The following is a 15,570-nucleotide window of genomic DNA, read 5'->3' as shown; positions in this document are numbered from 1 at the left end:
CTCACCTCTCTATAAGGACCTGACATGAGCAAGACTCGTATTGCCTTTATCGGTGCCGGCAACATGGCCGCCAGCCTGATCGGTGGCCTGCGCGCCAAAGGTCTGGACGCCGCGCAGATCCGCGCCAGCGATCCGGGCGCTGAAACCCGCGCCAAAGTAAACGCTGAACACGGCATCGAAGTATTCGCCGACAACGCCGAAGCCATCCAGGGCGCCGAAGTTGTCGTACTGGCGGTCAAACCCCAAGCGATGAAAGCCGTCTGCGAAGCGATTCGCCCAAGCCTCAAGCCGAATCAACTGGTGGTCTCGATTGCTGCCGGCATCACCTGCGCCAGCATGAACAACTGGCTCGGTGCCCAACCGATCGTGCGTTGCATGCCCAACACCCCGGCGCTGCTGCGTCAGGGCGTGAGCGGTTTGTTCGCCACGGCCCAAGTGACTACTGAACAACGCCAGCAAGCTGAAGAGCTGCTGTCGGCCGTCGGCATTGCTCTGTGGCTGAACGAAGAGCAACAACTGGACGCGGTCACCGCCGTTTCCGGCTCGGGCCCGGCGTACTTCTTCCTGCTGATCGAAGCCATGACCGCCGCGGGCGTGAAACTTGGCCTGCCGCCGGAAACCGCTGCACAACTGACCCTGCAAACCGCTTTGGGCGCTGCTCACATGGCCGTGGCCAGTGACGTCGACGCTGCTGAACTGCGTCGCCGCGTGACGTCGCCTGCAGGCACGACGGAAGCGGCGATCAAGTCGTTCCAGGCCGGCGGCTTCGAAGCCCTGGTAGAAAAAGCACTCGGCGCCGCTGCGCACCGCTCGGCCGAGATGGCAGAGCAGCTCGGTCGCTAATCAGCTCTTACAAAGGAATCAATGATGCTCGGACTCAATGACGCTGCCATTTTCATCATCAAAACCCTGGGCAGCCTGTACCTGCTGATCGTGCTGCTGCGCTTCATCCTGCAACTGGTTCGGGCGAATTTTTACAATCCGCTCTGCCAGTTCATCGTGAAAGCCACTCAACCACTGCTCAAACCTCTGCGCCGGGTTATCCCGAGCATGTTCGGACTGGACATGTCGTCGCTGGTTCTGGCGCTGATTGTGCAAATGCTGCTGATAGCGGTCATCCTGCTGTTCAAAGGCTTTATGGTCGACTGGTTGCTTTTGGTGCCTTGGGCACTGATCGCACTCTTCTCGCTGTTTTTGAACATTCTGTTCTACGCGATGATCATCAGTGTGATTCTGTCCTGGGTCGCGCCAGGGAGTCACAATCCGGGCGCAGAGTTGGTCGCTCAGATCACAGAACCGGTACTCGCCCCGTTCCGCCGGCTCATTCCAAACCTGGGTGGTCTCGACATTTCGCCGATCTTCGCGTTTATCGTGATCCAGTTGCTGCAAAGCTGGCTGATCCCACGCATTGCGTACTTTGCCTTCATGCCGCAGGGGCTGCTCGGCCTGGTCTGATCCGGTGTGTGATCGTTCCCACGCTCTGCGTGGGAATGCAGCCCGGGACGCTCCGCGTCCCTTCCAAAGCCGAACGCGGAGCGTCCGTTGAGGCATTCCCACGCAGAGCGTGGGAACGATCATGGGTAGTCGCTTGCTGCTAGGGGCAGCGGTCTTTAGACTTACGCCTCATTTCAACGAGAGCAGGGTCGATGCCAGCTGCCTTCCCCCCCGATTCTGTTGGTCTGGTGACGCCGCAAGTGGCGCACTTCAGCGAACCCCTGGCCTTGGCCTGCGGCCGTTCGCTCCCAGCTTATGACCTGATCTACGAAACCTACGGCACGCTGAACGCCACGGCGAGCAACGCCGTGCTGATCTGCCACGCCTTGTCCGGGCACCACCACGCGGCCGGTTACCACAGCCCCGACGACCGCAAGCCTGGTTGGTGGGACAGCTGCATCGGCCCCGGCAAGCCGATCGACACCAACAAGTTCTTCGTGGTCAGCCTGAACAACCTCGGTGGTTGCAATGGTTCCACCGGCCCGAGCAGCGTCAATCCGGACACCGGCAAGCCGTTTGGCGCCGACTTCCCGGTACTGACCGTAGAAGACTGGGTTCACAGCCAGGCGCGCCTGGCTGATCTGCTGGGCATCAGCCAATGGGCCGCCGTGATTGGCGGCAGTCTCGGTGGCATGCAGGCCATGCAGTGGAGCATCACTTACCCTGATCGCATTCGGCACTGCCTGGCCATCGCCTCGGCACCCAAGCTGTCGGCGCAGAACATTGCCTTCAACGAAGTGGCGCGCCAGGCGATCCTCACCGACCCCGAATTCCACGGCGGTTCGTTCCAGGAAGCGGGCGTGATCCCCAAGCGCGGTTTGATGCTGGCGCGGATGGTCGGGCACATCACGTACCTGTCCGACGACTCCATGGGCGAGAAATTCGGCCGGGGCCTGAAGAGCGAAAAGCTCAACTACGACTTCCACAGCGTCGAGTTCCAGGTCGAAAGCTACCTGCGTTATCAGGGCGAAGAGTTCTCCGGTCGTTTCGACGCCAACACTTACCTGCTGATGACCAAGGCGCTGGACTACTTCGATCCGGCGGCGAACTTCGACGATGACCTGGCGAAAACCTTCGCCAATGTCCAGGCCAAGTTCTGCGTGATGTCCTTCACCACCGACTGGCGCTTCTCCCCTGCCCGCTCGCGGGAACTGGTGGACGCGCTGATGGCGGCCAAGAAAGACGTCTGCTACCTGGAGATCGACGCTCCGCAAGGCCACGACGCCTTTCTGATTCCGATCCCGCGCTACCTGCAGGCATTCAGCAACTACATGAACCGAATTACGTTGTGAGAAAGCCATGAGAGCTGATCTGGAAATCATCCAGGAATGGATCCCCGCCGGCAGCCGCGTGCTCGACCTCGGTTGCGGTGATGGCGAGTTGCTGACCTGGTTGCGCGACCACAAGCAAGTCACCGGCTATGGCCTGGAAAACGACCCGGACAACATTGCCGAATGCGTGGCCAAGGGCATCAACGTCATCGAGCAGGACCTGGACAAGGGCCTGGGCAACTTTGCCAGCAACAGCTTCGACGTCGTGGTCATGACCCAGGCACTGCAAGCCGTGCACTACCCGGACAAGATCCTCGACGAAATGCTGCGGGTCGGTCGCCAGTGCATCATCACCTTCCCCAACTTCGGTCACTGGCGCTGCCGCTGGTACCTGGCGAGCAAGGGCCGGATGCCGGTGTCCGATTTTCTCCCGTACACCTGGTACAACACACCGAACATCCACTTTTGCACCTTCGAAGACTTTGAAGCGTTGTGTCGCGAACGTGAAGCCAGGGTCATTGATCGGCTTGCCGTGGATCAACAGCACCGCCACGGGTGGGCCAGTAAGCTATGGCCTAATCTATTAGGTGAAATCGGTATTTACCGCGTCAGCAGCCCAGGGCTGCAAGACCACAAGGTCGCGGTCTAAGTCACGACACTTCGAGGAGAACGAACATGGGTCGTCTAGCGCTGTTTGTACTTACTGCCTGCCTGAGCGTCACCGCCATGGCCGCTGACGTCATCAAAGGCGAGCGCCAGGAAACCTTTGGCGACGTGACGGTGCACTACAACACCTTCAACTCCACCTTCCTGACACCGGACATCGCCAAAGCGGCCGGGCTGACGCGAAGCAAAAACCAGGGTGTGATCAACGTCTCCGTGCTCAAGGATGGCAAGCCTCTGACCGCTGAAGTCAACGGTACGGTCAAAGACCTCACCAGCCAAAGCGTCTCGTTGAAATTCAAACAGATCACCGAACAGGGCGCTGTCTACTACATCGCGCAATATCCGGTCGATCAGCAGGAAACCCGTACCTTCCAGATCAACGTGAAGAACGGCGATAAAACCAACACCATCAATTTCAACCAAGAGCTTTTCCCCGGCGAATGATGAACTTCACGCAACTCGTACTGGCCAGCCATAACGCCGGCAAACTCAAGGAGCTTCAGGCCATGCTCGGCGAATCGGTGCAACTGCGCTCGATCGGCGAGTTCAGCAGCGTCGAGCCTGAAGAAACCGGCTTGTCGTTCGTCGAGAACGCCATCCTCAAGGCCCGCAATGCCGCGCGCATCTCCGGTATGCCGGCGCTGGCCGATGATTCGGGGTTGGCGGTGGATTTCCTCGGTGGTGCGCCGGGTATCTACTCGGCCCGTTACGCCGACGGCCAGGGCGATGCGGCGAACAACGCCAAACTGCTCGATGTGTTGAAAGACGTGCCGGAAACCGAACGCGGTGCGCAGTTCGTCTGTGTGCTGGCGCTGGTGCGTCATGCCGACGATCCGTTGCCGATCCTCTGCGAAGGCCTGTGGCACGGGCGTATCCTGCCGGCGGCCAGCGGTAAGCACGGTTTTGGTTACGATCCGCTGTTCTGGGTGCCGGAGCGCGATTGCTCCAGCGCCGAACTGAGCCCGAGCGACAAGAACCTCATCAGCCACCGCGCCCGTGCAATGGATCTGCTGCGCCAGCGTCTGGGCTTGAAATGACCCATGAATCGTCCGCGTCGCCGCTGATCTTCGGCGGCGACGCACAATCGCCTCGGGCCGCACTGCCAACGCTGCCGCCCTTGGCGCTGTACATCCACATCCCGTGGTGTGTGCGCAAATGTCCTTATTGTGACTTCAATTCCCACACCGCCAGCCCGGTGCTGCCGGAAGAAGACTATGTGGACGCGCTGCTCGCCGACCTCGATCAGGACCTGCATGCGGTCTATGGCCGTGAGTTGAGTTCGATCTTCTTTGGTGGCGGCACGCCGAGCCTGTTCAGCGCCGAAGCGTTGGGCCGTTTGCTCAAAGACGTCGAGCATCGCATTCCGTTCGCCAGTGACATCGAGATCACTCTGGAAGCCAACCCGGGGACGTTCGAGCAAGAGAAGTTCGTCGCCTACCGGGCGCTGGGCATCAATCGCCTGTCGATCGGCATCCAGAGCTTTCAGGAAGAGAAACTCAAGGCCCTGGGGCGGATTCACAACGGTGACGAAGCGGTACGTGCCGCTGGCATGGCCCGTCAGGCCGGGTTCGACAACTTCAATCTGGACCTGATGCACGGTTTACCCGATCAGTCCCTGGACGACGCCCTGAGCGACCTGCGCCAGGCCATCGCCCTGAAGCCGACCCACTTGTCCTGGTATCAGCTGACCCTGGAACCGAACACGGTGTTCTGGAACCAGCCGCCAACGCTGCCGGAAGACGACACGCTGTGGGACATTCAGGAAGCCGGCCAGGCGCTGTTGGCCGAGCACGGTTACGCGCAATACGAAGTTTCTGCCTATGCCCAGCCCGATCGTCCGGCGCGGCATAACCTCAATTACTGGAGTTTCGGCGACTTCATCGGCATCGGCGCCGGGGCTCACGGCAAGCTCAGCCATCCGGACGGACGCATCGTCCGTACCTGGAAGACCCGTCTGCCGAAGGACTACCTCAACCCGGCCAAAAGCTTCAAGGCCGGGGAAAAAGCCCTGACCAATGAAGAGCTGCCATTCGAGTTCCTGATGAACGCCTTGCGCCTGACGGCAGGCGTTGAATCGCGGTTGTATCCGGAACGCACGGGGCTTGCATTGGAAAGCCTCGCCGAAGGCCGCCGGGTCGCCGAACAAAGTGGCTTGTTGCAGGTCGAACCGTCACGTCTGGCGGCCACCGAGCGCGGACAACTCTTTCTCAATGACTTGCTGCAGACATTTCTGAGCTGATTTCAGCCTTAAGGGAAAACGAATGGATTTGATACTCGACCTGCTCGCCACCGCGTCCCGCTGGAGCCGTAGCAACCTGTCGGAAATCGCTCTGGCACTGGTGGGCTGCCTGCTGGTGTTGTTTGGCGCCGATATCAAAGGCTGGGTCGACCAACGCCTGGGCAGCATCGCCGGCGCCTTGCGCGTCCCGCTGATGGCCCTGCTGTGCATGGTCGGCAGCGGCGTCGCGCTGATCTACGCCACACCGTGGATCATCAAAGGCCTGAGCCAGTTCAACAACTACAGCCTGGCGCCGGTGTTGTTGGTGGTGCTGGTGTTGATTGGCGTAGTAGCCGACCGCCGCTAAAGCGGCGGCAACTTGCGCTCCATCGCTTTGATCAATGACGTATGAGTGGCTGCCATGGGTGCAAAGCGGCTCAGCAGTTCGTCTAGATGGTCGACTGAGCGCAGATACATCACGCAGACAAAATCGTCATCCCCCGTCACCTTGTAAAAGGTGACGCACTCCCCCGTCTCCCTCAGTAGTTGCTCCACCGTTGGCATCTGACCGGGATTGGAGCGCATTCGAACAATCATCTGCAACCGATAACCGACCACCTCGGGATCGACATCAACGCAGTAACCCTTGATAGCCGTTTTCTCCAGATGCCTGAGTCGCTCCCCGCAACTGGGTGCAGAAAGGCCAACCTGCCGGCTCAATGCCTTTACCGACAGCCTGGCATTGCCGCTCAGCACCGTGATGATGATCTTGTCGAGTGGGTCAAGCACCGACTCTTTTTTAATAAGGTTTTTCAAACTGATGGCCTCTCGAAAACGGGTCTATGAAGGTGCACTCGTTAATCTTGTCGCATGCCAATCAAACTCATAGCACGTCGACAGTTCAACTCATACACTCAACAAACCGCCACGCAGTGTTATAGAAAAATACTACACAAAACTCAGAATGAGATGACGAGGTATCAAAATGAAACTTGAGCCCGACGAGAATCTGTTTGCCTGCTATCTTTCAAATCTATTTCCCGAGCATCGGGCATCTACACTTAGAAACAACTTTGCCAGAGATGGCCTTATTAAACTTAATGATATTGTCGACGCAGAACGATTTATCTTAGCCTCTTCCCGACGCTTACTGGCAGCCACCAAATCAATCGGGTTGCCGCGTTGGCGGTGGCAACAACCGAGATAATCGAGTTTGGCAGGGCTTATATGGCCCAAGTGGTAAAAAATGCGCAACGATTGGGCATGGAGTTAAGAAAGCGCGGGTTGAATGTTCTATTTCACGAGCGTAATTATACCGCCACTCACCAGATTGTTTTTCAATCGACTTATCTGGATAGCGCAGCTTATGAAGTAAGACTCTTAGAATCAGCAAATATCATATGCAATAAAACACCACTTAGTTGGGGATTGCCGAAAGACGGCCCTGAAAATCAGAGTGCGATAAGGCTAGGCACCACCGAAATCACACGACGGGGAATGAAGGAGCACCACATGGCGTGGATTGCAGAAAAAATAACCGAAGTCTTGCAACACTCACGCAGCCCTGCCTTGATTGCTCAAGAAGTAGTCGAATTCATGAAAGATTTCAGAACACTCTATTTCTGCCACGACAGCGGTACTCATTGAAACTCCCTTTAAGGTTTCTCCTATGAGCATTCTGACAACTTCGACATTTTCTTTTTTGATAGCAGCCTCCGCGCTACTTGCAAGTCCTGGCCCTGCGACAATGGCTCTGGCGGCTAGCGGCGCGGTTTACGGACTCAAGCGATCGCTCATGTTCTTTTTCGGAATCATGGCGGGTCTCGCAATTTCAATTAGCTTGGTGGCGTCAGGTATCTTCCTACTGATCCAGAAGATTCCGATACTTGCAGCAGGGCTGGGACTGATATCGGCGGCTTACATAGTACTGCTCGCGTGGTCGATTGCTCGAACTCCACCTATCAACAGTGCAACAACGATTGCTGCACCACGATGGGACGCCGGATTTATTATTGGCGTTACCAATATAAAAGCTTATGCCGTCTTTGCGGCATTGCTGGGGGGATTCCCGCTGGGGCTGCCACAATCATGGGACTTGGTATTCAAGATTGCTAGCTGTATGGGGATCTGCATTACGTTTGATTTTCTTTGGCTTTGTTCCGGTAATCACTTAAGACGCTTTTTTATCCGACCACGCTGGAATCGAACACTCAACATTAGCTTTGCTATGTTGATGATATCCAGCGTCGCCTGGTCGCTATTGCTCTGAGATTCAAACTGCACCGGAGCGGACCAGCCGCTCCCGAACATTACGCCAGTTTCTCGAACTTCAAATCCCAAACCCCATGCCCAAGTCGTTCGCCGCGGCGTTCGAACTTGGTGATCGGGCGCTCGGCCGGACGCGGGACGCACTGGCCGTCTTCGGCCAGGTTGCGGTAACCCGGCGCAACGTTCATCACTTCCAGCATGTACTCAGCGTACGGTTCCCAGTCGGTGGCCATGTGCAGCACACCGCCGACCTTCAACTTGCTGCGCACCAGTTCAGCGAACGACGCCTGCACGATACGACGCTTGTGGTGACGGCTCTTGTGCCATGGGTCCGGGAAAAACAGCATCAGGCGATCGAGGCTGTTGTCGGCCACGCAGCGGTTGAGCACTTCGATCGCATCGCAATCGTAGACCCGCAGGTTGGTCAGGCCCTGAGTGAGCACGCCATTGAGTAGCGCGCCAACACCCGGACGGTGCACTTCCACGCCGATAAAATCCTGTTCCGGCGAGGCCGCGGCCATTTCCAGCAGCGAATGGCCCATGCCGAAACCGATTTCCAGGGAGCGCGGCGCCGAACGGCCGAACACCTGATCGAAGTCCACCGGCGCATCGGCCAGGGGCAGCACGAACAGCGGCGTGCCCTGCTCCAGGCCTTTTTGCTGGCCTTCGGTCATGCGCCCGGCGCGCATCACGAAACTCTTGATGCGGCGGTGTTGGCGCTCTTCGCCTTCTTCCGTCTGGATAGGCGTGTCGTTTGATTCAGTCATCAATGGCTCTTACTTGATCAGACCATCCAGCGGCGAGGAGGCGCTGGCATAGAGTTTTTTCGGCATGCGGCCGGCGAGGTAGGCCAAACGACCTGCCACGATGGCGTGTTTCATGGCTTCAGCCATCATGACCGGCTGCTGGGCATGGGCGATGGCCGAGTTCATCAGCACCGCTTCGCAACCCAGTTCCATGGCGATGGTGGCGTCGGAAGCGGTACCGACACCGGCATCCACCAGCACCGGAATCTTGGCTTCTTCAAGGATGATCTGCAGGTTGTACGGGTTGCAGATCCCAAGGCCCGTGCCGATCAGACCGGCCAGCGGCATCACCGCGATGCAGCCGATTTCCGCCAGTTGACGGGCAATGATCGGGTCATCGCTGGTGTAAACCATCACGTCGAAACCTTCCTTGACCAGCACTTCGGCGGCCTTGAGGGTTTCGATCACGTTAGGGAACAGGGTTTTCTGGTCCGCCAGCACTTCCAGCTTCACCAGATTGTGGCCGCCGAGCAGCTCACGGGCCAAGCGACAGGTGCGCACAGCCTCGGTAGCGTCGAAGCAACCGGCGGTGTTAGGCAGGAAGGTGTAGCGATCCGGCGACAGGACTTCGAGCAGGTTCGGTTCGCCCGGGTTCTGGCCGAGGTTGGTGCGGCGCACGGCGAATGTGACGATCTCGGCACCCGAGGCTTCGATGGCCAGGCGGGTTTCTTCCATGTCGCGGTACTTGCCGGTACCTACCAGCAAACGCGACTGGTAAGTACGACCGGCCAGGACGAAGGGCTTGTCGCTACGAACGATGCTCATGGGAAATCCTCTGTTGGGGTGAGGTTCTTGCAGAATTCTGTGCCCTTATGGGCCGGGCGACTAGCCGCCGCCGATAGCGTGAACGACTTCGACTGAATCGCCGTCATTCAGCGTGGTTTCAGCGTGCTGGCTGCGCGGGACGATATCCAGATTGAGTTCGACCGCCACCCGGCGTCCGGTCAATTCCAGACGGGTCAGCAGGGCCGCAACGGTTTCACCGTCGGGCAGTTCAAGGGATTCGCCGTTCAACTGAATGCGCATACCGAATGCCGCCATCATTTTTAGGGGCTGGCATTCTAGCCCGATCAGTCTTAGTGACCCAAGCCATTCGTCTTGTAACACGATCCCGTAGGAGCGAGTGGGCGGCAATCCGACTTGCCCGCGAAGGCGTCGTGTCAGTCGCTGATGATGGTGACTGACACGACGCCTTCGCGGGCAAGCCTCGCTCCTACAGGGTCAGCTCAACCGCCAGGCGGCTAGCCCCAGGCAGAACCAGCCCACCAGAAATGCCAGCCCACCGAAGGGGGTGATGATCCCGAGCTTACTGACGCCGGTCATGGTCAACAGGTACAGACTGCCGGAGAACAGCAGTATGCCGATGACAAACGATGCACCCGCCCACGTGATCAGGCGACCGGGAATCTGTGTGGCCAGCAGTGCCACGCCCAGCAAGGCCAAGGTGTGCACCAATTGGTAGGTCACACCGGTGTGGAAAATCGCCAGGTATTCGGGCGTCAGACGGTTTTTCAAGCCATGGGCGGCGAACGCGCCAAGGGCAACGCCGGTGAAGCCGAAAAAAGCGGCCAGCATCAGAAAGCCACGCAGCATGAAGAACTCCAGTCAGACTCGATTCACAGGGTCTGTATAATGGCCCGCTCAACGGGTTCGGCCAAGCCATCTCTATGCTGCGTTTATTTTTGCGACGATTCACGAAGGCCCTGCTCTGGTTCGCGGGTGGCAGCGTATTGCTGGTGCTGATTTTTCGCGTGGTACCGCCACCGGGAACGGCCTTGATGGTCGAGCGCAAGGTCGAATCCTGGCTCGACGGCGAACCCATCGACCTGCAACGCACCTGGAAACCCTGGGATGAAATCTCCGATGACCTGAAAGTCGCGGTGATTGCCGGTGAGGATCAGAAATTCCCGGAGCATTGGGGTTTTGACTTTGGCGCGATCCAGGCCGCACTGGCCCACAACGAGCTCGGCGGATCGATTCGCGGCGCCAGCACCCTGAGTCAGCAGGTCTCGAAGAATCTGTTTCTGTGGTCCGGCCGCAGCTGGCTACGCAAAGGCCTGGAAGCCTGGTTTACCGGGCTGATCGAAGTGCTCTGGCCCAAGCAGCGAATTCTCGAGGTGTACCTCAACAGCGTTGAGTGGGATGACGGTGTGTTTGGCGCCGAAGCAGCGGCCAGGCATCACTTTGGCGTCGGCGCTCGCTCGCTGTCCCGGCAGCAGGCCAGTTTGCTGGCTGCGGTGCTGCCTAACCCGCGGGTGTGGAGCGCCGGTCATCCAACCAACTATGTCGCACGGCGAGCGGGATGGATTCGACAGCAGATGAGTCAGCTCGGTGGTGATAGCTACCTTGCAGGGCTCAATGATTCACGCCGCGCACCTTGGGCACAGTAGCCGATCTCACTCTCATGAACACTGAAAATCCCCTGTGGGAGCGAGCCTGCTCGCGATAGCGTCAGGTCAGTCGCTAAAAGTGTTGAATGATCAACTGCTATCGCGAGCAGGCTCGCTCCCACATTAGTTTTGTAGTGATTCAGTAAAAGAGGACACAAACAAAAACGCCCCGATCAATGATCGGGGCGTTTTTTATTGCCGGTTCGCAGTTTATGCAGCAATCGACAACTTGAGCTTGTTCATCGCGCTCTTCTCGAGCTGACGAATACGCTCGGCCGACACGTTGTACTTCTGCGCCAGGTCGTGCAGCGTGGCTTTTTCTTCTGCCAGCCAGCGCTGGTAGAGGATGTCACGGCTGCGATCGTCCAGCACTTCAAGCGCTTCGTGCAGGTTGTGGTTCGAGTTGTCGCTCCAGTCAGCATCTTCCAGTTGACGGGCCGGGTCGTACCGGTGGTCTTCCAGATAGTTGGCCGGCGATTGGAAAGCGCTGTCGTCGTCCGCTTCCGCGGCCGGGTCGAAGGCCATGTCATGGCCGGTCAGGCGACTTTCCATCTCGCGCACTTCCCGAGGCTCTACACCGAGGCTTTCCGCCACACGGTGGACTTCCTCGTTGTTCAGCCACGCCAGACGTTTCTTCTGGCTGCGCAGGTTAAAAAACAGCTTGCGCTGAGCCTTGGTGGTCGCGACTTTCACAATGCGCCAGTTGCGCAGGATGAACTCGTGGATTTCCGCCTTGATCCAGTGCACGGCAAAGGACACCAGGCGTACACCCATTTCCGGGTTGAAACGCTTCACGGCCTTCATCAGGCCGACGTTGCCTTCCTGGATCAGGTCAGCCTGAGCCAGACCGTAGCCGGAATAGCTACGGGCGATATGTACAACAAAACGCAGGTGGGCGAGCACCATCTGCCGAGCCGCCCCCAAATCCTGCTCATAATAGAGACTCTCGGCCAGTTCACGCTCCTGCTCCGGCGTCAGCAATGGAATGCTGTTCACCGTGTGCACATAGGCCTCCAGGTTCGCACCCGGGACCAGAGCATATGCAGGTTGCAAAGAATTGGTCATACGAAAAAACCTCCGACTTACCTAACTCGTGCAGTTCAGCACTGCGAAAATTGACCGGAAACCGAAAGACAAGTTCCCATAAACGCTGAAAGGTCAATACGAGCAAAATGATATTACTTAGGCGCAAGCTCCCTCAGGTGGCGTGCGACTGCAATCCATGCACCGATATACCCCAACAGCACCGCGCCAAGCAAGAGCGACAGACCGTCGGCAACTGGCACTCCGGCCAGCGCGAAATCACTGCCGTACAAACCGGCCAGCCCCACCACCGCGTCGTTCAGCCAATCAAGGCCAAACGCCAATACGCCCCAGGAAAGAATCCCCGCACCAAAGCCATAAAGCGCACCCATATACAGAAAGGGCCTGCGCACATAGCTGTCAGTGCCGCCGACGAGTTTAATCACTTCTATCTCTGTGCGGCGGTTTTCAATATGAAGACGAATGGTATTGCCTATCACCAAAAGTAATGCAGAAACCAAAAGCACGGTCAGACCGAAGACAAAACGGTCGCCCAGCTTGAGGATCGCTGCCAGACGCTCGACCCAGACTAGATCAAGTTGCGCCTGTTGTACCTTGGGCAACTCGGATAGTTTTTGTCGTAATGCTTCAAGGGCCGGCTTGTCGACTTCATTCGGCGTCACCAGAACCACGCCTGGCAGCGGGTTCTCCGGCAGTTCCTTGAGCGCCTCGCCCAGACCGGACTGCTGCTGAAACTCTTCCAGCGCTTGATCGCGGCCGACATATTCAGCATCGGCGACGCCGGGCATCCCCTTGATCTGCTCACGCAGCGACTCACCCTCAGCGGGGCTGGCCTCGATTTGCAGGTACAGGGAAATCTGCGCCGCACGCTGCCAGGAACCGCCGAGGCGTTCGACGTTACTTAGCAAAAGTGACAGCCCCATCGGCAAACTCAGAGCAACCGCCATCACCATGCAGGTAAAGAAGCTACCGATTGGCTGCTTGCCCAAACGACGCAAGCTATCGAGCAGGCTGGCGCGATGACTCTCGACCCAGGCGCGAAACAGCGTAGCGAAGTCCGGACCGTCATCATCGTCGCGTTTTTTCTTCTGCGGCTGCGGATCGGCGGCCTTGGGGGCCACGCGCTCGGAAACCTTGGGGCTGCGTGTCGCACTCATACGCCAGCCTCCCCGTCGCCGATCAATCGGCCGCGCTGCAGGGTCAGCATGCGGTGACGCATACGGGCGATCAGTGCCAGGTCGTGACTGGCAATCAGCACGCTGGTGCCCAGACGGTTGATGTCTTCGAACACGCCCATGATTTCTGCCGCCAGACGTGGATCGAGGTTACCGGTCGGTTCATCTGCCAGCAGCAAGGCCGGGCGGTGAACGATGGCACGGGCGATGCCGACGCGCTGTTGCTGACCGGTGGACAAGTCGCCGGGGTACAGATCGGTCTTGTCCGAGAGCGCTACGCGCTCCAGGGCCGAATCCACGCGCTTGGCGATCTCGGCCTTGGACAGACCAAGGATCTGCAAGGGCAGCGCGATATTGTTGAACACCGTGCGATCGAACAGTAACTGGTGGTTCTGGAACACCACGCCGATCTGCCGGCGCAAGTACGGGATCTGCGCATTGCTGATGGTGCTCAGGTCTTGACCGGCCAACAGCAATTTGCCGGTAGTCGGACGCTCCATTGCCAGCAGCAGGCGCAATAAGGTGCTTTTACCGGCGCCGGAGTGGCCGGTCACAAACAAAAACTCGCCCCGACGGACTCGAAAGCTCAGCTCATGCAAGCCGACGTGACCGTTCGGGTAGCGCTTACCGACCTGTTCGAAACGAATCATGAACGCTCCCGCTCGGCAAACAGTGCCTGGACAAAGGGTTCTGCTTCAAAAGTGCGTAAATCATCGATGCCTTCACCGACGCCGATGTAGCGAATCGGCAGGCCAAACTGCTTGGCCAGGGCGAAAATCACCCCGCCCTTGGCGGTGCCGTCGAGCTTGGTCAGCGCCAGGCCGGTCAGTTCGACGGTCTGGTTGAATTGCTTGGCCTGGTTGATCGCGTTCTGACCAGTGCCGGCATCGAGCACCAACAGCACTTCGTGCGGCGCGTCGGCGTCGAGCTTGCTGATAACCCGGCGAACCTTCTTCAGCTCTTCCATCAAATTGTCTTTGGTGTGCAGACGACCGGCGGTGTCGGCGATCAGCACGTCGATGCCACGGGCCTTGGCCGCTTGCACGGCATCGAAGATAACCGAAGCCGAGTCAGCACCGGTGTGCTGGGCGATGACCGGGATCTTGTTGCGCTCGCCCCAGACCTGCAATTGCTCGACGGCGGCGGCGCGGAAGGTATCGCCGGCCGCGAGCATGACTTTCTTACCTTCAAGTTGCAGCTTTTTCGCCAGTTTGCCGATGGTGGTGGTCTTGCCGGCGCCGTTGACGCCGACGACCAGAATCACGAACGGCTTGCTCTGCGAAGCGATTTTCAGCGGTTGCTCGACCGGCTTGAGCATCGCCGCCAGTTCCGCTTGCAGGGATTTGTACAGCGCATCGGCATCGGCCAGTTCTTTACGGGCGACTTTCTGCGTCAGATGCTGAATGATCACCGACGTCGCCTCGACGCCAACGTCAGCGGTCAGCAAGCGGGTTTCGATGTCCTCGAGCAGCTCGTCATCGATGATCTTCCTGCCCAGGAACAGGCTGGCCATGCCTTCGCCGATGCTGGCGCTGGTCTTGGACAAGCCTTGTTTCAGGCGGGCGAAGAAACCGGCTTTGGTTTCTTCGGTACGCGCAGGCTCGGCAGGCGTTTCGACGGGAGCGACAGGTGCGGCGGCAACGGGAGCGACAACCGGTGTGGGCGCGGGCGCTGGAGCTGCCGGAGCAACCGGAGCAATAAATGCAGGGGCGACAGGCTCCGGGACCGCGGGCGCAGGCTCGGCCATCACAACTGGCGCGACAACCGGCTCAACCACTGGCGTTTGAACGGGCTCAGGAGCAAACGCAGTCGGCGCCGGAATCGGCGGCGTTACGTGGGGCGCCAGCTCATCTACGACCAATGCCACCGGCTCTTCCGCCACTGGCAACGTCAGCCACGGCTCGGCAATGGGTGTCAGCGGCACCTGGGCCACGACTTCGGCGACCACATCAGGCTCAGGCTCGGTGACCGGTTGCAGCACCGGCTCGGCAATCGGCAAGACAACCGGGGCGGGCTCTTCTTCTATGGCCGGCGCAGGCGTTGGCTCAGGAAGTGGTTGTGGCTGTTCGACGACGGGTTCCTGCGGCTTTTTGCGCAGCCATCCGAACAGGCTTTTCTTCTCACCAGCCTCAGCTGGGGCTTTCTTGTCGTCGTTGGAACCAAACATGGAGGACGGCTATCTCACGGTAGCGACGCGCCAAAGGGCGCCTCGGCAAATAAATATTCGATGCAGAACAG

20 protein-coding genes are annotated in these 15,570 nt (G+C 58.7%); 11 read left to right on the top strand and 9 right to left on the bottom strand.

Annotated elements, in window-relative coordinates; all coding sequences use genetic code 11:
* Window positions 1-24: 24 nt before the first annotated feature.
* The 8 genes from proC (at window position 25) to ACYZT5_RS26375 (ending at window position 6,016) form a co-directional block, all read left to right on the top strand.
* Complete coding sequence (proC, locus tag ACYZT5_RS26410; RefSeq protein WP_462048055.1) at window positions 25-843, top strand: pyrroline-5-carboxylate reductase; 819 nt, start codon at window positions 25-27, stop codon at window positions 841-843.
* Window positions 844-867: 24 nt separating this feature from the next.
* Complete coding sequence (locus tag ACYZT5_RS26405) at window positions 868-1,455, top strand: YggT family protein (RefSeq protein ID WP_462048054.1); 588 nt, start codon at window positions 868-870, stop codon at window positions 1,453-1,455.
* A gap of 191 nt (window positions 1,456-1,646) precedes the next feature.
* Window positions 1,647-2,786 (top strand): homoserine O-succinyltransferase MetX, encoded by a 1,140-nt coding sequence (metX, locus tag ACYZT5_RS26400; protein ID WP_462048053.1) that lies wholly within the window; start codon window positions 1,647-1,649, stop codon window positions 2,784-2,786.
* A 7-nt stretch (window positions 2,787-2,793) separates the two neighbouring features.
* Window positions 2,794-3,414 (top strand): methionine biosynthesis protein MetW, encoded by a 621-nt coding sequence (metW, locus tag ACYZT5_RS26395; RefSeq protein ID WP_462048052.1) that lies wholly within the window; start codon window positions 2,794-2,796, stop codon window positions 3,412-3,414.
* Window positions 3,415-3,440: 26 nt separating this feature from the next.
* Window positions 3,441-3,875 (top strand): DUF4426 domain-containing protein, encoded by a 435-nt coding sequence (locus ACYZT5_RS26390; protein ID WP_462048051.1) that lies wholly within the window; start codon window positions 3,441-3,443, stop codon window positions 3,873-3,875.
* On the top strand, window positions 3,872-4,468 hold the full coding sequence (gene rdgB / locus ACYZT5_RS26385) for an RdgB/HAM1 family non-canonical purine NTP pyrophosphatase (protein ID WP_462048050.1): 597 nt from the start codon (window positions 3,872-3,874) through the stop codon (window positions 4,466-4,468). The genes ACYZT5_RS26390 and rdgB overlap by 4 nt, the downstream gene beginning before the upstream one ends.
* Window positions 4,465-5,670 carry a radical SAM family heme chaperone HemW gene (gene hemW, locus ACYZT5_RS26380; RefSeq protein WP_462048049.1) on the top strand — a complete coding sequence of 402 codons (1,206 nt, stop codon included), beginning with the start codon at window positions 4,465-4,467 and terminating at the stop codon, window positions 5,668-5,670. The genes rdgB and hemW overlap by 4 nt, the downstream gene beginning before the upstream one ends.
* A 22-nt stretch (window positions 5,671-5,692) precedes the next feature.
* The gene (locus tag ACYZT5_RS26375) at window positions 5,693-6,016 is read left to right on the top strand and encodes a DUF3392 domain-containing protein (protein WP_090178584.1); all 324 of its coding nucleotides are present in this window, start codon (window positions 5,693-5,695) and stop codon (window positions 6,014-6,016) included.
* Here the strand turns inward: ACYZT5_RS26375 and ACYZT5_RS26370 are convergent.
* A complete protein-coding gene (locus ACYZT5_RS26370; RefSeq protein WP_462048048.1) occupies window positions 6,013-6,465 on the bottom strand; it encodes an Lrp/AsnC family transcriptional regulator in 453 nt (150 codons plus the stop codon). The genes ACYZT5_RS26375 and ACYZT5_RS26370 overlap by 4 nt on opposite strands.
* Before the next feature lie 306 nt (window positions 6,466-6,771).
* On the opposite strand from ACYZT5_RS26370, the gene ACYZT5_RS26365 reads away from it, so the two are divergent.
* Together ACYZT5_RS26365 and ACYZT5_RS26360 are read left to right on the top strand one after the other, a co-directional pair.
* Entirely contained in the window at window positions 6,772-7,296 is a 525-nt protein-coding gene (locus ACYZT5_RS26365) for a PLP-dependent aminotransferase family protein (RefSeq protein ID WP_462052314.1), read from the top strand.
* Window positions 7,297-7,318: 22 nt separating this feature from the next.
* Window positions 7,319-7,918: a LysE family translocator gene (locus tag ACYZT5_RS26360; RefSeq protein ID WP_462048047.1), complete on the top strand. Its 600-nt coding sequence runs from the start codon at window positions 7,319-7,321 to the stop codon at window positions 7,916-7,918.
* A gap of 40 nt (window positions 7,919-7,958) precedes the next feature.
* On the opposite strand, the gene trmB is transcribed toward ACYZT5_RS26360, so the two are convergent.
* The 4 genes from trmB to ACYZT5_RS26340 form a co-directional block, all read right to left on the bottom strand.
* Window positions 7,959-8,684 (bottom strand): tRNA (guanosine(46)-N7)-methyltransferase TrmB, encoded by a 726-nt coding sequence (trmB, locus tag ACYZT5_RS26355; protein WP_462048046.1) that lies wholly within the window; start codon window positions 8,682-8,684, stop codon window positions 7,959-7,961.
* A gap of 9 nt (window positions 8,685-8,693) precedes the next feature.
* Window positions 8,694-9,488 carry a thiazole synthase gene (locus ACYZT5_RS26350; protein WP_150767690.1) on the bottom strand — a complete coding sequence of 265 codons (795 nt, stop codon included), beginning with the start codon at window positions 9,486-9,488 and terminating at the stop codon, window positions 8,694-8,696.
* Between the two features lie 60 nt (window positions 9,489-9,548).
* Window positions 9,549-9,749: a sulfur carrier protein ThiS gene (gene thiS, locus ACYZT5_RS26345; protein WP_007897898.1), complete on the bottom strand. Its 201-nt coding sequence runs from the start codon at window positions 9,747-9,749 to the stop codon at window positions 9,549-9,551.
* 195 nt (window positions 9,750-9,944) lie between these two features.
* On the bottom strand, window positions 9,945-10,316 hold the full coding sequence (locus tag ACYZT5_RS26340) for a DUF423 domain-containing protein (protein ID WP_282383189.1): 372 nt from the start codon (window positions 10,314-10,316) through the stop codon (window positions 9,945-9,947).
* Window positions 10,317-10,390: 74 nt separating this feature from the next.
* On the opposite strand from ACYZT5_RS26340, the gene mtgA reads away from it, so the two are divergent.
* On the top strand, window positions 10,391-11,113 hold the full coding sequence (gene mtgA / locus ACYZT5_RS26335) for a monofunctional biosynthetic peptidoglycan transglycosylase (protein ID WP_462048045.1): 723 nt from the start codon (window positions 10,391-10,393) through the stop codon (window positions 11,111-11,113).
* A 210-nt stretch (window positions 11,114-11,323) separates the two neighbouring features.
* Here mtgA and rpoH read toward each other — a convergent pair whose 3' ends face one another.
* The 4 genes from rpoH to ftsY all read right to left on the bottom strand — a co-directional run bounded on the left by rpoH (window position 11,324) and on the right by ftsY (window position 15,499).
* Window positions 11,324-12,178, bottom strand: a complete 855-nt coding sequence (rpoH, locus tag ACYZT5_RS26330) for an RNA polymerase sigma factor RpoH (RefSeq protein ID WP_007897890.1) — start codon at window positions 12,176-12,178, stop codon at window positions 11,324-11,326.
* Between the two features lie 113 nt (window positions 12,179-12,291).
* Window positions 12,292-13,314 carry a permease-like cell division protein FtsX gene (gene ftsX / locus ACYZT5_RS26325; protein WP_282383183.1) on the bottom strand — a complete coding sequence of 341 codons (1,023 nt, stop codon included), beginning with the start codon at window positions 13,312-13,314 and terminating at the stop codon, window positions 12,292-12,294.
* Entirely contained in the window at window positions 13,311-13,982 is a 672-nt protein-coding gene (gene ftsE / locus ACYZT5_RS26320) for a cell division ATP-binding protein FtsE (RefSeq protein WP_008152655.1), read from the bottom strand. The genes ftsX and ftsE overlap by 4 nt, the downstream gene beginning before the upstream one ends.
* On the bottom strand, window positions 13,979-15,499 hold the full coding sequence (gene ftsY / locus ACYZT5_RS26315; RefSeq protein ID WP_462048044.1) for a signal recognition particle-docking protein FtsY: 1,521 nt from the start codon (window positions 15,497-15,499) through the stop codon (window positions 13,979-13,981). The genes ftsE and ftsY overlap by 4 nt, the downstream gene beginning before the upstream one ends.
* Between the last annotated feature and the right edge of the window lie 71 nt (window positions 15,500-15,570).

The organism is Pseudomonas sp. LB3P14 (assembly GCF_054898045.1).
The sequence above is the reverse complement of the archived record's forward strand: the minus strand, read 5'-3'. Positions and strand labels throughout refer to the sequence as shown.

Excerpts from the sequence above, each read along its gene's own strand:
- proC (WP_462048055.1), top strand. The coding sequence starts at position 25 with ATGAGCAAGACTCGTATTGCCTTTATCGGTGCCGGCAACATGGCCGCC.
- ACYZT5_RS26405 (WP_462048054.1), top strand. The coding sequence starts at position 868 with ATGCTCGGACTCAATGACGCTGCCATTTTCATCATCAAAACCCTGGGC.
- metX (WP_462048053.1), top strand. The coding sequence starts at position 1,647 with ATGCCAGCTGCCTTCCCCCCCGATTCTGTTGGTCTGGTGACGCCGCAA.
- metW (WP_462048052.1), top strand. The coding sequence starts at position 2,794 with ATGAGAGCTGATCTGGAAATCATCCAGGAATGGATCCCCGCCGGCAGC.
- ACYZT5_RS26390 (WP_462048051.1), top strand. The coding sequence starts at position 3,441 with ATGGGTCGTCTAGCGCTGTTTGTACTTACTGCCTGCCTGAGCGTCACC.
- rdgB (WP_462048050.1), top strand. The coding sequence starts at position 3,872 with ATGATGAACTTCACGCAACTCGTACTGGCCAGCCATAACGCCGGCAAA.
- hemW (WP_462048049.1), top strand. The coding sequence starts at position 4,465 with ATGACCCATGAATCGTCCGCGTCGCCGCTGATCTTCGGCGGCGACGCA.
- ACYZT5_RS26375 (WP_090178584.1), top strand. The coding sequence starts at position 5,693 with ATGGATTTGATACTCGACCTGCTCGCCACCGCGTCCCGCTGGAGCCGT.
- ACYZT5_RS26360 (WP_462048047.1), top strand. The coding sequence starts at position 7,319 with ATGAGCATTCTGACAACTTCGACATTTTCTTTTTTGATAGCAGCCTCC.
- trmB (WP_462048046.1), bottom strand. The coding sequence starts at position 8,684 with ATGACTGAATCAAACGACACGCCTATCCAGACGGAAGAAGGCGAAGAG.
- ACYZT5_RS26350 (WP_150767690.1), bottom strand. The coding sequence starts at position 9,488 with ATGAGCATCGTTCGTAGCGACAAGCCCTTCGTCCTGGCCGGTCGTACT.
- thiS (WP_007897898.1), bottom strand. The coding sequence starts at position 9,749 with ATGCGCATTCAGTTGAACGGCGAATCCCTTGAACTGCCCGACGGTGAA.
- ACYZT5_RS26340 (WP_282383189.1), bottom strand. The coding sequence starts at position 10,316 with ATGCTGCGTGGCTTTCTGATGCTGGCCGCTTTTTTCGGCTTCACCGGC.
- mtgA (WP_462048045.1), top strand. The coding sequence starts at position 10,391 with ATGCTGCGTTTATTTTTGCGACGATTCACGAAGGCCCTGCTCTGGTTC.
- rpoH (WP_007897890.1), bottom strand. The coding sequence starts at position 12,178 with ATGACCAATTCTTTGCAACCTGCATATGCTCTGGTCCCGGGTGCGAAC.
- ftsX (WP_282383183.1), bottom strand. The coding sequence starts at position 13,314 with ATGAGTGCGACACGCAGCCCCAAGGTTTCCGAGCGCGTGGCCCCCAAG.
- ftsE (WP_008152655.1), bottom strand. The coding sequence starts at position 13,982 with ATGATTCGTTTCGAACAGGTCGGTAAGCGCTACCCGAACGGTCACGTC.
- ftsY (WP_462048044.1), bottom strand. The coding sequence starts at position 15,499 with ATGTTTGGTTCCAACGACGACAAGAAAGCCCCAGCTGAGGCTGGTGAG.